The organism is Gemmatirosa kalamazoonensis, assembly GCF_000522985.1.
GTDB classification, from domain to species: domain Bacteria; phylum Gemmatimonadota; class Gemmatimonadetes; order Gemmatimonadales; family Gemmatimonadaceae; genus Gemmatirosa; species Gemmatirosa kalamazoonensis.
In genome coordinates, this window is the sequence record NZ_CP007128.1 from 189,512 (window position 1) to 203,510 (window position 13,999).

The window sequence follows — 13,999 nt, forward strand, 5'->3', positions numbered from 1 at the left end:
CCAACGACTTGGCCGCCAGCATCGGCCGAGCGCGCCATGGCACCGGGCCTGCCTTCTCCCGGTGCGTCGGACCCCCTCCGCACGTCCCCCCGCGTTTCCCCCCCGCCGTGTCGCATCAGCTCATCGTCGATCTCGCGCGCAACGCGATCATGCTCGCCCTGATGGTCGCGGGGCCGATGCTGATCGTGGCGCTCGGCGTCGGGTTGCTGGTGAGCGTGATCCAGGCGGTGACGCAGATCCAGGAGCAGACGCTGTCGTTCGTGCCGAAGCTCGTGGCGGTCGGCGCGACGTTCCTCATCGCGCTCCCCTGGATCCTCCAGATCCTCATCAAGTACACGACGGAGCTGTTCCGCAGCCTCCCGTCGTTCGTGTCGTAGATGCCCGGCTTCGATCTCTTCGCGCCGGGCTACGCCCCGACCCTCGTGCTCCTCGCCTGCCGCGTGGGGGGGCTCGTGCTCATCGCGCCGGTGTTCTCGGCGAAGCCGATCCCGATGCAGCTGCGCACCGGCGTGCTGCTGCTGCTCACGGTGCTGCTCGCGCCGAGCGCGCACGCCGCGGCGCTGCACGCGTCGCGCACCGGGCCGCAGATCACGCCGGCCGCGTTCCTCACCGAGTCGCTCGTCGGCTTCGCGATCGGCTTCGGCGCCGCGGTGCTCGTCGGCGCGATGGAGACGGCGGGCGACCTCACGTCGACGGCGATCGGCGTCTCCGGCGCCTCGCTGCTCGATCCACTGAACGGCGCGTCGTCGAGCGTGCTCGCCCAGTTCGGGCAGATGTTCGCGGTGACGGTGCTGCTCGCCGTGAACGGCCACCTCGTGATGCTCGACGCGCTCGCCGAGTCGACGCGCGCGCTGCCGGTGGGCACCGCGCTGAACGTGAGCGAGGGGCTGCGTGCGCTGCTGTCGCAGGGCGCGACGCTGTTCGTGCTCGGCCTCCGCTTCGCCGCGCCGGTGATCGCCGCGTCGATGATCGGCAACGTCGCGCTCGCGGTGCTGTCGCGTGTCGCGCCGCAGCTCAACGCGCTCACGATCGCGTTCCCGATCCAGATCGCGCTGGGCCTCGTCGCGCTCTGCGCGTCGCTCGCGTTCGTCGCGACGTGGATGACCGGATGGGGCACCGCGCTCGCCGGGCAGCTCGAGCTCGTGTTCCACGCCTTCGCCGCTCGCTGACGCTCCGATGGCCGATACCGAGCAGGAGAAGACAGAAGCCCCGACCCAGCGCAAGCGCGACGACGCGGCGAAGGACGGGCGCGTTCCGCGAAGCCAGGAGCTGAACGCGGCCGTGCTGCTGCTCACCTCCGCGCTCGCGCTGAACGCGACGGGCCCGGGTCTCGCGCGCGCGATGCGCGACCTGATGGGCTCGGGGCTCGGGTACGCGAGCGTCGGCGTGGTCGACGGGCCGGGCATCGTCTCGCTCATCCGGCTGTTCGGCTGGAAGACGCTGGGCGCGCTCGCCGCGTTCCTCGCCACGATGGCCGGCGCGTCGCTCGCCATCGGCGCGCTGCAGGCGCGCGGCACGATGAGCGCGAAGCCGATCACGCCCGACTTCAACCGGCTGAACCCCGCGCAGAACGCGAAGCGCGTGATCGGCACGCAGGGCTTCGTGGAGCTGTTCAAGGCGCTCCTCAAGCTGCTCATCGTCGGGTGGGCCGTGTGGCACGTGCTCGCGCCGGCGTGGCCGGCGATCACCGCGCTGGGCCAGCAGCCGCCGCGCGCGCTGCTCGAGATCGTGCGCGAGTACGGCGTGGGCATGCTGCGCACCGCGGGGCTCGCGTATCTCGCGCTCGCCGGCGCCGACTACGCGTGGCAGCTGTGGCAGCACGAGAAGGGGCTCCGCATGACGAAGGAAGAGGTCAAGCAGGAGCACAAGAATCAGGAGGGCGACCCGATGGTGAAGTCGCGCATGCGCGCGCTCGCCCGGCAGCGGGTCCGCCAGCAGATGTTCAAGGACGTCAAGAAGGCCGACGTCGTGCTCGTGAACCCGGTGCACATCGCGGTCGCGCTGAAGTACGACCCGAGCGTCGCGCCCGCCCCGTACGTCGTCGCGTTAGGCCGCCGCAAGGTGGCCGAGCGCATCAAGGCGCTCGCCTACGAGGCCGGCGTCCCCGTGGTCGAGAACGTCCCCCTCGCTCGTGCCCTCATCGCCGCCGTGAAGCTGGGGCAGATGATCCCGACCGAGCTCTATCTCGCCGTCGCCGAAGTCCTCGCCTTCGTCATGCGCAAGCGCACCAACACGGCCGCCTGATGGCTACCGCCGCGATTCCCGTCCCCGCGAACGCGGGCAACCGCTCGCGTGCCGAGATCGGCATGGCGGTCGCCGTCGTGCTCGTCGTCGCGCTGCTCGTCGTGCCGCTCCCGCCGGTGCTGCTCGACCTGAGCCTCGCGACGTCGATCGGCATGTCGCTCGTCGTGCTGCTCGTGTCGCTGCAGACGACCGACCCGCTCGAGTTCAGCTCGTTCCCCGCGCTGCTGCTCGTGATGACGCTGTTCCGCCTCGCGCTGAACGTGTCGAGCACGCGGCTCATCCTCAGCCGCGGCGAGGCGGGCAAGGTCATCGAGGCGTTCGGCACGTTCGTCATCGGCGGCAACTACGCCGTCGGCATCGTGATCTTCCTGATCCTCATCGGGATCAACTTCATCGTCATCACGAAGGGCGCCGGGCGCGTCGCCGAGGTCGCGGCGCGGTTCACGCTCGACGCGATGCCCGGCAAGCAGATGGCCATCGACGCCGACCTCGGCGCGGGGCTCATCGACGAGAAGGAGGCGAAGCGCCGCCGCGAGGAGATCGCGAAGCAGGCCGACTTCTTCGGCGCCATGGACGGCTCGTCGAAGTTCGTGAAGGGCGACGCGATCGCCGCGCTGCTCATCACCGCGATCAACATCGTCGGCGGCATCTTCATCGGCGTCGTGCAGCGCGGGCTGCCGATCGGCAAGGCGGCCGCGACGTACACGATCCTCACCGTCGGCGACGGGCTCGTGTCGCAGGTGCCGGCGCTCATCACGAGCACCGCGGCGGGCCTCATGGTCACCGCCGCCGGCCAGGACGCGCGCATCGGCAACGTCGTGACGAGCCAGCTCGGCGCGCACCCGAAGGCGCTGTTCATGGCGTCCGGCGTGCTCGCGGTGTTCGCGCTCGTCCCCGGCCTGCCGATGTTCCCGTTCCTCGCGCTCGCCGGCGGGACCGCGGCGTTAGGCAGGCTCTCGCAGAGCGCGCAGCGGTCGCGCCTCGCCGCGGCCGAGCAGGTGGAGGTCCAGACGCCGGAGCCGGTGCAGGCGCCGGACCCGATGAAGGACCTGCTCCAGATCGACCCGATCGAGCTCGAGGTGGGCTACGCGCTCATCCCGCTCATCGACGAGCGCCAGGGCGGCGACCTGCTGGAGCGCATCTCGATGCTGCGCAAGCAGAGCGCGCTGGAGCTGGGCATCCTCATCCCGCCCATCCGCATCCGCGACGACATCCGCCTGCCGAGCAACGAGTACCTCGTGAAGCTCCGCGGCAGCGAGATCGCGCGCGCCGAGGTGATGCCGCGCTTCCTCATGGCTCTGAATACCGGGGGAGTCATGCAGGAGATAGATGGCATGGACACGGTCGATCCGAGCTTCGGCATGCCGGCGAAATGGATCGCGAGCACGCGCCGCGGCGAGGCCGAGACGTACGGCTACGTCGTCGTCGAGCCGACCACCGTCGTCGCCACGCACCTCATCGAGGTGCTGAAGGCGAACGCCGCCGAGCTGCTGGGCCGCCAGGACGTGCAGGAGATGGTGGAGACGCTGAAGAAGACGCACCCCGCGCTCGTCGAGGAAGTCGTCCCGAACAAGATGTCGCTCGGCACCCTGCACCGCGTGCTGCAGCGCCTCCTCCGCGAGCGCGTGCCGATCCGCGACCTCGTCACGATCCTCGAGGCGCTCGGCGACGCGGCGGACGCGACGAAGGATCCGGAGCTGCTGTGCGAGCACGCGCGCCGCGCGCTCTCCAACGTCATCGCGCGGCTCTACGCGGACGCCACCGGCGTCGTGCAGGGGATCACGATCGGGCCGCGGCTCGAGCAGGCGCTGACGGGACTCTTCGGCCCGCGGCAGAACGCGCAGGCCATGGGGCTGCTCACGCCCGACGGTCTCGCCGGGCTGCTGCGCGACCTGAACGGGCTGTCGACCGGCGCGTCGATGGACGGCCGTCCGCTGCCGCTCATCACGCCGCCGAGCCTCCGCGTCGGCGTGCGGCGCCTCATCGAGCCGGTGCTCCCCGCCCTGCCGGTGGTGTCGCTCGCCGAGCTGCCGCCTAACGTGACGCTGCAGAGCGCGGGCACGTGGGAGATGCTGCATGCGGCGTGACGTGACACGTCGGATCTTCCGCGGCCGCGACCTCGTTGCGGTGTCGGCGCAGGCGCGCGCCGCGTTCGGCGACGACGCCGTGGTGCTGCGGACGTCGTCGCTGCAGGTCGGCGCCGCGTCGGCGATCGAGATCGTCGCCGCGCCGCACCGCGACGTGGAGCGGTTCCGCGCGCGCATGACGCCGAAGCCCGAGCGGCCGTCCGTCATCGCGTTCGTCGGCCCCACCGGCGCCGGCAAGACGACGACCGCGGTGAAGGCCGCGCTGCACCCCGACGCGTTCGGCGACCGCCGCGTCGGCTTCGTGACGCTCGACACGTACCGCGCGGGCGCGGTGGCGCAGCTCGAGACGTACGCGCAGGTGGCCGGCGTGCCGCTCGAGGTGGCGTACGAGCCGGCCGACGTCGCGCCGGCGCTCGCGCGGCTCGCCGACCGTGACGTGGTCATCGTCGACACGCCCGGGCGCGGCCCGAAGGCGGGCGACGCCGCGGAGTGGCGCGCGTTGCTCGACGCGATCGCGCCCGACGAGGTGCATCTGGTGGTGCCGGCGACCGTGCGGCGCGACGTCGCCGAGGCGGTGCGCGACGCGATGGAGCACGCGACGCACGCCGTGCTCACGAAGCTCGACGAGGTGCCCGAGGAGTCCGGCGTCGCCGACCTCGCCGCGGCGCTCGATCTCCCGGTGCGCTGGGTGACCGACGGCCAGTCGATCCCCACCGACCTCGCCGCCGGCGTGCCGCGCCTCGTGCGCGCGCTCGGCGTTCGCGGAGGGATCGAGTGAGCGCGCAGCTCGACGCGCTGCGCTCGTTCGTCGCGCGCCGCCCCGCCGCGGCCGCGGTGCCCGACGACGGCGGCGCGCAGGTGCTCGTCGTCGGCAGCGGCAAGGGCGGCGCGGGCACGTCGGTCGTCGCGGCGCTCGTCGCGCTCGCCGCCGCATCGCTCGGCCGCCGCGTGCTGCTCGTCGACGCGGACCCGCACGTCGGGCCGCAGCGGTATCTGTTAGGCATCGCGCCGGAGCGCACGCTCGCCGACCTGCGCGCGGGCGTCGACGTCGCGTCGCTCGCCGTGCCGGTGAGCGCGACGCTGTCGCTCGTGCCGGGCGGTCCGGGAAGCGCGGGGTCCCCCGCCCTCGACCCCGCGGAGCAGCGCGCGCTGCTGCGGCGCGTGGCGGCGCTTTACCCGGCGCACGACTTGATCGTCCTCGACGGTGGATCGCGGCTCGACGCGGTGTGCGCGTGCTGCGACGCCGGCGGGGGCAGCGCCCCACCGGCGCGGCTGCTCGTCGTCGCGGACACCGACCCCATCGCACTCGCCGCGAGCTACGCGCTCGTGAAGGCGGCGCGCGAGCGGACGTCGGCGCTCCCCGGCGGCGCGGTCGCCTGCGACGTGATCGTCAATCGGCGCGACGACGATGCGGCGCGGCTCGGCTTCGCGCAGATCGCGGCGGCGTGCACCGAGTTCCTCGGGGCGCCGGTGCGGCACGCCGGCACCCTGCCCGACGACGGCTCGCTGGCGCTCGCGCTGCGCGCGGGGATGCCGTTGCAGGACGCCGCGGCCGGCTCGCCGGCGGCGGTGGCGGCACACGCGCTCGTCGAGCGGCTGCTCGCCGATCTCGCGAGTGATCGCGCGGCGGAACGCGCGCCGCGCCGATCGATTCCTACCTCGTACGCCCCTTCCTTCCGTTCCTCGGCAGTTCCCTCCGGAGCGACTCGATGACTTCCCCCTCCGCCACGCGCCGCTCGACGCCGCAGGGCACGCCGCGCGCGACGCCGCCTAACGGATCCGCTGCCCCGGCCACCGACCCGACGTGGAGGCGCCTCGCCGCCGGCGACACGGCGGCGCGCGAGCAGCTGCTCACCGAGCACCTCGGCCTCGTGCACCACGTGGCGCGGCAGATGTCGCGCACGCTCGCGGTGCGCGCCGACTTCGACGAGCTGGTGAGCGCCGGCACGATGGGGCTCATGAACGCGCTCGAGTCGTTCGACGCGTCGCGCGGCCTCGCGTTCAGCACGTACGCGGCGCCCCGCATCCGCGGCGCGATCCTCGACGAGCTGCGGCGCCAGGACCACGTGCCGCGCTCGATCCGGCGCAAGGCGCGCGAGATCGCCGCCGCGCGCGAGTCGCTCATGCGCGTGCTCGGCCGCGCTCCGGAGGACAAGGAGGTCGCCGACCACCTGAACGTGGATCTCGACACGCTGTGGAAGTGGCAGGGCGACATCGAGGGCGCGCACCACGTGCCGATCGACCGCGCGCCCGGCGATCGCGACTCGCAGAACCCGACGCCGCTCGACCTGCTGCCGTCCGACGACGACGGCGCCGAGGACAAGCTGAACCACGAGCAGGAGGTCGCGATCCTGCGCGAGGCGATCCTCAAGCTGAAGGAGCAGGAGCGCGTGGTGCTGTCGCTGTACTACTTCGAGGAGCTGAAGCTGCACGAGATCGCGACGGTGCTCGACCTCACGGAGTCGCGCGTGTCGCAGATCCGCTCCAAGGCGCTCGGCAAGCTGCGCGGCGAGCTGGCGCCCCTGCGGGCGCGCGTCGCGTGAGGCGGCCCGACATGCAGCTGCCTAACGTGAAGCTGCCGCGCTCGGCGACGGGGCGCGCGCTCCTCGGCGCGTCGACGGCGATGGCGGCGGGGCTCGCGTTCGGCGGCGCGGCGCGCGCCATCGCGCGCAGCGCGAGCATGCGCGGCGCGATCGTCCACCGCGCGGCCGCGACGGCCGCCGATCTCGCTGCGCGGTGGCGCGGGACCGACGTGCGCTACGCGGCGCGCGGCTACGCTCACGATCTGCTGTCGACGCACGACATCGGCACGCTCGTCGCGCGGGTCGCGCTCGGGCTGCTCGTCGCCGCCGCGCTCGCCGCCGGGCTGCGCGCGCTCGTGCTGTGGCGCCGCACGCGGCCGTCCACGCGCCGCCCCGCCCCGCCGGTCATCGCGCTCGCCGCGGCCGGCGCGCCGAGCGCGGAGATCGCGCGGCGCACCGGGCTGTCGCGCGACGCGATCGCGCTCGCGCTGAACGTGAGTCGGCAGCGTTGACGCCGCTGAATTGAACCGCAGAGGACGCAGAGGGCCGCAGAGGCGGCTCTCTTTGAATTGAACCACGAGGACTCGACGTTCCGTTCGGCCGGTTCGAGGTGCTGGGCGAGTACGCTGGGGATCCAAGGGCGATGAAGAGGATCTCGAGATCTTTTCGATCGCACTTGGATCCCCGGAGTACTCGCCTGGCACCTCGCCCTGTCCTCTGCGGTTCATTCACACAACGAAGGTCGGAGCGGCGTGACGATACCGTCATTGACACGTCCCACCGGCGCCCTATTATGCCTCTCGAATCTCACCTGGCAGAGAGGTCTATGGCCGCCGGAGAACACGCGCCGGACGACGCCCAGTCCGCCGACCGACCGCCCGACGCATCGGCCGCCGACGACCAATCGATGACCACCGACGAGCGCGCGGCGTTCGCGACGCGGTTGATCGACCTGCCGCCGCACCGCCGCCACGAGGCGCTCGAGACGCTGCGCGACGACGGCCGTGAGGAGCCGCCCGCGCCGGAAGAGCGCGACGGCTGAGCCGTCAGACCGTCCCGAGCGCCGAACGCAGCGCGGGGTGGACGATCCACTCGGCCTGCATGCTGAACCCCGCGACGACGCGCGGATCGTGCGCGTCGGGGTCGCAGCCGTACACCGGCGGGTCGCCCGGCGCGCGGCACACGCCCAACGCGCCGATCTGGTAGAGCACCGGCAGCACGGCGCACCACACGAGCGTGTGGTCGTGACTCCGCTCGTAGACGTCGGCGGCGAGCGCGCACAGCGACGTCGCCGAGCCGAGCCCCCGCGCGAGCGCGGCCTTCCCTTCGTGCACGAGCGCGGCGCTCTTCGCGCGCGCCAGCGACGCCGTCGTGAAGCGGTGCGGGCCGCCGCGCAGCACCTCGAGCACGGCGCGCAGGTCGATGTAGTTCGCGCGCCACTCGTCCTCGAGCGCCTGCAGGAAGTGCTTGGAGTGCTCGCGCTCCGCGAGCTCGATGATCTCCCACGAGAGCAGCCCCTTGCCGTGGCGCAGCTCGGACGCGGCCTTCTTGAGGATGTCGTTCGTGAAGCTGATCAGGTCGCGCGGGCGGTTGAGCGTGCGCGCGACGAGGTAGTCAAGCGCGGTGACGCCGTCGACGCGCGGCGGCGGCAGGATCGTCGCGAGGTGGATGGTCCCATCGTGCTCCGTCGTGACCGACGCGCGCACGCGCCGCTCCAGCATGTCCTCGAGCTGCGGCTTCGACCACGCGAGCGGCAGCAGCAGGTCGCGCTGCTTCTCGCGCTGCTGCCACCCGCGCGGCCGGTCGGCATGCAGCCACACGAGGACGTTCTCGCGCAGCGCGGCGACGACCTTGATGTTCGCCAGCCGCACGAAGTCGCCGAGCACCTGCAGCAGCGCGTCGATCAGCTCGTACGCCGTCTCGCTGTCGATCCAGTCCTGGTCGAGATCGTCGACGACGACGAAGTACGGCTGCACGCAGTTGGGCAGCACGTCGCGTTCGAGGATCTCCATGCCGCGCTGGATGTACTGGAGCGACGTGGCGTCGATCACCTGCTGCACGCGCGGCACGATCTCCTCACGCACCGTGTCCTCGAGCCGGCTCTCGCCGGTGAGCGCGGCGAAGCGGTCCGCGCCGAGCTTCGCCTGGATGTCGTCGGTGAGCTTCTGCGTGATCTCGCGCAGCCTGACGTCGGTGTCGGCCCAGAACGACGGGCTCCACTGACGGAAGTACTCCAGCGCCTCGCGCTTCCGTCGATCGAACAGGCGGAGCAGCCGCGTCCACCGTCCGGGCGCGTCGAACGGACCGCCGCCGTGCAGGCGGAAGTAGTGGCGCAGCACCTCGGACGTGAGCACGTGGCGCCAGAGGAGCTGATAGAACGGCCCGAGGTCGACGTCGAGCGCCCGGAGCCGCGGCAGGATCGTCGACCCCACGAGGTACTTCATCGAGAGCTGGTCGGGGCGGATGCGCAGCACCCGGTCGGAGCTCCGCTCGAGCTGCAGCAGCAGCGCGGTCTTGCCGACACCGGTGCGGCCGACGACGACGCACTTCGGGTCGCGCGTGTCGCGGAGGAGATCGAGCACGCCCGTGTCGACGAACGCGCGCTCGAGGAGATCCCTGTCCTCGTACTCCGCCGCGTTGGATCCGACCGACCAGTTCTGCTTGAACTTCAGCACCCGCTGCGTCGTGCGTCGCTTGCCCATGTCGCAGCACTCCCGACAGCCACCTGCTGCATCCCGGCCACGGCGGCATCGTCGTCGACACGGCACGGGTGGCCGGGACGCGTCTCCATAGTGGCGCCCGGTACGGACGGGGGCAACGCGGACTAACGCGGTGTCCTAACGGCGGGACGCCTAACGAGCGAGGGACGGCGGGACGATCCACTGCGGGACGAATTGCTGCGGGACGGCGAACGGCGGGACGTCTACGGCGGGATCGGGATACGGTCAGAGGATCCGATTGGCGTTCGATTGGTACGGCGGTGCTTCGAGCGCATAGCACCTTGGGCGAAGGGGGGGGAGCCCCCCTAGTAACTAGGTACCGCGCCGGTGGTTCTCCCGCGGTTGACCGTCCCGCCGTGGATCGTCCCGCCGTGGATCGTCCCGCCGTGGATCGTCCCGCAGTAAGTCGACCCCTCTGTCGCGCAACGCGACACACCGTCCCACGAGCGGACAGCCCGCGCCGCGCTCGCGCGCGCAAGTGACGCAGTGACACCGACTTCGCCGCGCGGCTGACGGGCACGCTCCTTCCCTTGCCGGACCGTCGGTCGACGTTCGTTCCGCCCCTGCACCCGGACCGCTCCATGCGCTCGTTGCTGCGTGACCTCCGCACCGCGCTGCGCACCCTCGCGCACACCCGCGGCTTCACCACGGCCGCCCTGTGCACGCTCGCCCTCGGCATCGGCGCCACGGCCGCGGTGTTCAGCGTCGCCGACGCGGTGCTGCTGCGCCCCCTGCCCTACGTCGACGCCGACCGGCTCGTGCTCGTGTGGGGCGACAACCCGCGCTCGGGCTACGCCGACCTCCCGCTCTCGCTCCCGAACTTCCTCGACGTCGAGCGCGCCGCGCGGTCGTTCGACGGCATGGCCGCGTGGACCACGGATGCGCGCAGTCGGTTCGATCTCACCGGCGGCGCGGAGCCGGAAGAGGTGCAGTACGCCGTCGCGTCGGCGCGGCTGTTCACGCTCCTCGGCGTGCGCCCGCTGCACGGCCGGCTGTTCACCCCCGACGACGACCGGCGCGAGACCGCGCGCGGCGTCGTCGTGAGCGCGCGGCTGTGGGCGCGTCGCTTCGGGGCGTCGCACGACGTCGCCGACAAGCAGCTCGTGCTGAACGGCGTGTCGTACGCCGTCGTCGGCGTGCTGCCGCCCGACTTCGCGTTCGTGCGCGCGCCCGAGCCGCCGGACGTGTGGCTGCCGTTAGGCCTCGACCCGTTCGCGCAGCGCGTCTACGCGCGCGGGGCGAACGCGATGGGCGTCGTCGCTCGGCTGCGGCCGGGCGTGCGCATCGAGCAGGCGCAGGGAGAGCTGACGCGCGTCGCCGGCGAGCTCGCCCGCGCGGAGCCGTACTTCAACCAGGGATGGACGCTGCGCGCCGTCCCGCTCCGCGAGCAGTACGCGCGCGCCGTGCGCCCCGCGCTCGGCATGATGCTCGGCACCGCGGCGGCGCTGCTGCTCATCGGCTGCTTCAACGTGACGAACCTGCTGCTCGCGCGCTCGGCCACGCGCTCCCGCGAGATCGCGCTCCGCGCGGCGCTCGGCGCGAGTCGGTCGCGGCTCGTCGCGCAGCTGCTGGCGGAGAGCGCGGCGCTCGCGCTCCTCGGCGGCGCCGCGGCGATGCTCGTCGCGAGCTGGATCGTCCGGCTCCCGGCCGCCGCGGCGCTCGTCGCGCCGACGCCGTTCACGCCGTTCGCGGTGGGACGCGAGGACGTGGCGCTCGACGGACGCGTGTTCGCGTTCGCCGCCGTCCTCACGTTAGGCACCGGCCTGCTCGTCGGCCTCCTGCCGGCGATTCGCCTCTCCGCGCTCGCGCCGCACGCCGCGCTCGCCGGCGGCGCGCGCGCGACCGGCGGGCCGGTGAGCCGGCGGGCGCGGCACGGCCTCGTCGTGGGCCAGATCGCGCTCTCGCTCGCGCTGCTCGTCGGCGCGGGGCTGCTGCTGCGCAGCTACCTGCGGCTGTCGCGCGTCGACCCCGGCTTCCGCGCCGAGGACGTGCTCGTCGTGGACCTCAACCTCGCGCTGCCGACGTACCGCGACCCGGCGCGCACCGCGCAGCTCGTCGACCAGCTGCTGCCGCGCGTCGCCGCGCTGCCGGGCGTGCGCGCGGTCGGCGCCGCGGAGACGCTGCCGTTAGGCGGGCCGCCGCCGAGCTCGGACTTCCGCGTCCTCGGCCGCGACGAGCCCGCGCCGAACGACGAGCCGGAGGCGATCTTCGGCGCGGTGACGCCGACGTACTTCGCGACCATGGGCATCGAGGTCGTGCGCGGGCGCGCGCTCGCCGCCACCGACGACGAGCACGCGCCGCCCGTCGCGGTCATCAACGAGGCGCTCGCCCGCAAGTACTTTCCCGACGAGGATCCGATCGGCAAGCGCCTCGCGATCAGCATCGAGGCGCTGCGCTTCGATCGCCCGAACGCGCCGCCGCGGCTCGACTTCCCGAGCGCGGAGCGGCACATCGTCGGCGTCGTCCGCGACGTGCGCCACGACGGGCTCACCGACGTCGCGCGCCCCGAGATCTTCCTCCCGTTCCGCCAGCGCCCGGCGCGCTCGCTCGGCGTCGTCGCGCGCACGACCGGCGACCCGCTGGCGCTCGCCGCCGCCGTCGGCCGCGAGCTGCGCACCGTCGACCCGAACCAGCCCGTCGCCCGCACGTCGACGATGCAGCTGCGCGTCGCGGAGTCGTTAGGCGCGCCCCGCGCGCGCACGGGGCTCGTCGCGATGTTCGCGCTCGTCGCCGTGGCGCTCGCCGGCGTCGGCGTCTACGGCGTCGTCGCGTACGGCGTGGCGCAGCGCACCCGCGAGCTCGGCGTGCGCCTGGCGCTCGGCGCGCGGCAGACCGACCTCGCGCGGCTCGTGATGCGCCAGGGCGCGCCGCTCATCGCCGCCGGGCTCACGTTAGGCATCGGCGGCGCGTGGGTCGGCTCGCACGCGCTCGGCGCGCTGCTCTACGGTGTGGACGCGGCGGACGCGCTGACGTTCGTCGTCGTGCCGGCGCTCGTGGGCGCGGTGGCGCTGCTCGCGACGTGGGTGCCGGCGCGGCGCGCGGGGCGCGTCGATCCGGCGATCACACTCCGAGCGGACTGAGGATCGACGACGCGCCGTCCCCGGCGCAGTCGGATCGAACTCATAGCACCCGCTGCAGAAAGCGCAGCACGACGCCCAACACCGCTGTCCCCTCCGGCCCCCCGTCCGCCAGGTCGAACCCGTGCTCCGCCCACGGCACCTCGACGTACACGACCGGCACCCCCGCGCGCCGTAGCGCCGCCGCGGCGGCGCGGCCGAACGCCGGCTTCACGAGGTGGTCGTGTCCGGCGTACACGAGGAGCGCCGGCGGCAGCCCCGCCCGCACCCACGTCTTCGGCGACGCGTCGCGGTAGCGGTCGGGCACCGCGTCGGGCGCGCCGCCGAGGAAGTCGCGCAGCACGGCGCGCACGCCGATCGGGTCGGGCGACGGCGGGTCGACGTAGCCGCGCGCGAGGTCGAACGGCGCGTAGAAGCTGACGGTGCCGCGGATCGTCAGCGGCGGCGCGACCGGGCCCCATGCCGTGCGCGTCGCGAGGTGCCCGCCCGACGAGCGGCCAAGCAGCGCGACGCGCGCCGTGTCCACACCCCACGCGGCGGCCGAATCGCGCACGAGCGCCAGGCCGCGGCGGACGTCGTCGAGCGCCGCCGGGTACGGGTGGGCGGGGGCGTGCCGGTAGTCGAGCGCGACGACCGTGTAGCCGTTTGCCGCGATCCACCGCTGGATCGGCGCCCCCTGCGCGGCGTCGCCGTTGCGCCACGCGCCGCCGTAGAGCACGACGACCGTCGGCCGTGGAGCGCCGCCAGCCGCGCGGTACAGACGGAGCGCGAGCGGCGAGCCGTCGACCGCGGCGTAGTGGACCACCCGCTCCGTGACACCCGTCGGTGCCGGTAGCCCGCGGACCGCGCCCAGCAGGAGCCGTCGCGGCGGGAGCACCGGATGGACCGCCGAGCCGTCCGCCGGGCGCGGGCGTCGCAGCTCCAGCCCGTCCACGGCCGCCATCCCCGCTGCCCCGGCGCGGAACGCTGTCGCCGCCGGCACGAGCCCGAGGACGGCTGCCGCCAGTACGGGGACAGTCAGGAGCCACCGGTGGCGTGCGTCCCGGAGCAGCGCGATCGCCACGCCGCCGAGCATCAGCGCCAGCAGCGACAGCAGCGGGCCCACCTCGGCCGTCGCGATCCGCAGGACCACGAGGCCGAACCGCCATGGAGGCAGCACGAGCGGGACGAGCGTCGCCGCGAGCGGGAGGGCGACGAGCAGGATCGCGATCGATCGGCGGAGGCGCACCTGGCGGAAGCATTCGGGGAAGGACGGCGGTCGGCGCGAGCATGCGCTCTACGCGGCGGCCGCGGGGCCGGATGCGTCGAGCGACCGGCAGAATTTGCCGCAGCGGCCAGATCTGCCGGCG

General features: G+C 73.4%; 12 protein-coding genes. 10 read left to right on the plus strand and 2 right to left on the minus strand.

Features of this window, described 5'->3' with window-relative positions; all coding sequences use genetic code 11:
• Positions 1-107: 107 nt before the first annotated feature.
• The 9 genes from fliQ to J421_RS34265 all read left to right on the plus strand — a co-directional run bounded on the left by fliQ (position 108) and on the right by J421_RS34265 (position 7,895).
• On the plus strand, positions 108-377 hold the full coding sequence (fliQ, locus tag J421_RS01000; protein ID WP_025409294.1) for a flagellar biosynthesis protein FliQ: 270 nt from the start codon (positions 108-110) through the stop codon (positions 375-377).
• Positions 378-1,169: a flagellar biosynthetic protein FliR gene (locus J421_RS01005; protein ID WP_025409295.1), complete on the plus strand. Its 792-nt coding sequence runs from the start codon at positions 378-380 to the stop codon at positions 1,167-1,169.
• Between the two features lie 7 nt (positions 1,170-1,176).
• Entirely contained in the window at positions 1,177-2,244 is a 1,068-nt protein-coding gene (locus J421_RS01010) for an EscU/YscU/HrcU family type III secretion system export apparatus switch protein (RefSeq protein ID WP_025409296.1), read from the plus strand.
• A complete protein-coding gene (gene flhA, locus J421_RS01015) occupies positions 2,244-4,331 on the plus strand; it encodes a flagellar biosynthesis protein FlhA (RefSeq protein ID WP_025409297.1) in 2,088 nt (695 codons plus the stop codon). Before J421_RS01010 ends, flhA begins: the two co-directional genes overlap by 1 nt.
• A 1-nt stretch (position 4,332) precedes the next feature.
• The gene (locus J421_RS01020) at positions 4,333-5,109 is read left to right on the plus strand and encodes a flagellar biosynthesis protein FlhF (protein ID WP_158508620.1); all 777 of its coding nucleotides are present in this window, start codon (positions 4,333-4,335) and stop codon (positions 5,107-5,109) included.
• Positions 5,106-6,044, plus strand: coding sequence for a MinD/ParA family ATP-binding protein (locus J421_RS01025; protein ID WP_025409299.1), 939 nt, complete (start codon positions 5,106-5,108; stop codon positions 6,042-6,044). The genes J421_RS01020 and J421_RS01025 overlap by 4 nt, the downstream gene beginning before the upstream one ends.
• Positions 6,041-6,874: a sigma-70 family RNA polymerase sigma factor gene (locus J421_RS01030; RefSeq protein WP_025409300.1), complete on the plus strand. Its 834-nt coding sequence runs from the start codon at positions 6,041-6,043 to the stop codon at positions 6,872-6,874. Before J421_RS01025 ends, J421_RS01030 begins: the two co-directional genes overlap by 4 nt.
• A complete protein-coding gene (locus J421_RS01035) occupies positions 6,871-7,365 on the plus strand; it encodes a hypothetical protein (protein WP_148306088.1) in 495 nt (164 codons plus the stop codon). Before J421_RS01030 ends, J421_RS01035 begins: the two co-directional genes overlap by 4 nt.
• A gap of 395 nt (positions 7,366-7,760) precedes the next feature.
• Positions 7,761-7,895: a hypothetical protein gene (locus J421_RS34265; protein ID WP_260525836.1), complete on the plus strand. Its 135-nt coding sequence runs from the start codon at positions 7,761-7,763 to the stop codon at positions 7,893-7,895.
• 4 nt (positions 7,896-7,899) lie between these two features.
• On the opposite strand, the gene J421_RS01045 is transcribed toward J421_RS34265, so the two are convergent.
• On the minus strand, positions 7,900-9,555 hold the full coding sequence (locus tag J421_RS01045) for a P-loop ATPase, Sll1717 family (RefSeq protein WP_025409303.1): 1,656 nt from the start codon (positions 9,553-9,555) through the stop codon (positions 7,900-7,902).
• 599 nt (positions 9,556-10,154) lie between these two features.
• Between J421_RS01045 and J421_RS01055 the strand changes: the two genes are divergently transcribed.
• Positions 10,155-12,653, plus strand: coding sequence for an ABC transporter permease (locus J421_RS01055; RefSeq protein WP_025409304.1), 2,499 nt, complete (start codon positions 10,155-10,157; stop codon positions 12,651-12,653).
• A 40-nt stretch (positions 12,654-12,693) separates the two neighbouring features.
• Here J421_RS01055 and J421_RS01060 read toward each other — a convergent pair whose 3' ends face one another.
• The gene (locus J421_RS01060) at positions 12,694-13,878 is read right to left on the minus strand and encodes an alpha/beta hydrolase (protein WP_025409305.1); all 1,185 of its coding nucleotides are present in this window, start codon (positions 13,876-13,878) and stop codon (positions 12,694-12,696) included.
• Positions 13,879-13,999 lie beyond the last annotated feature (121 nt).

What these genes read in the sequence shown, in the direction of transcription:
- flhA (WP_025409297.1), top strand. Translation starts at nt 2,244, where the DNA reads ATGGCTACCGCCGCGATTCCCGTCCCCGCGAACGCGGGCAACCGCTCG.
- J421_RS01055 (WP_025409304.1), top strand. Translation starts at nt 10,155, where the DNA reads ATGCGCTCGTTGCTGCGTGACCTCCGCACCGCGCTGCGCACCCTCGCG.
- J421_RS34265 (WP_260525836.1), top strand. Translation starts at nt 7,761, where the DNA reads ATGACCACCGACGAGCGCGCGGCGTTCGCGACGCGGTTGATCGACCTG.
- J421_RS01010 (WP_025409296.1), top strand. Translation starts at nt 1,177, where the DNA reads ATGGCCGATACCGAGCAGGAGAAGACAGAAGCCCCGACCCAGCGCAAG.
- J421_RS01030 (WP_025409300.1), top strand. Translation starts at nt 6,041, where the DNA reads ATGACTTCCCCCTCCGCCACGCGCCGCTCGACGCCGCAGGGCACGCCG.
- J421_RS01005 (WP_025409295.1), top strand. Translation starts at nt 378, where the DNA reads ATGCCCGGCTTCGATCTCTTCGCGCCGGGCTACGCCCCGACCCTCGTG.
- J421_RS01045 (WP_025409303.1), bottom strand. Translation starts at nt 9,555, where the DNA reads ATGGGCAAGCGACGCACGACGCAGCGGGTGCTGAAGTTCAAGCAGAAC.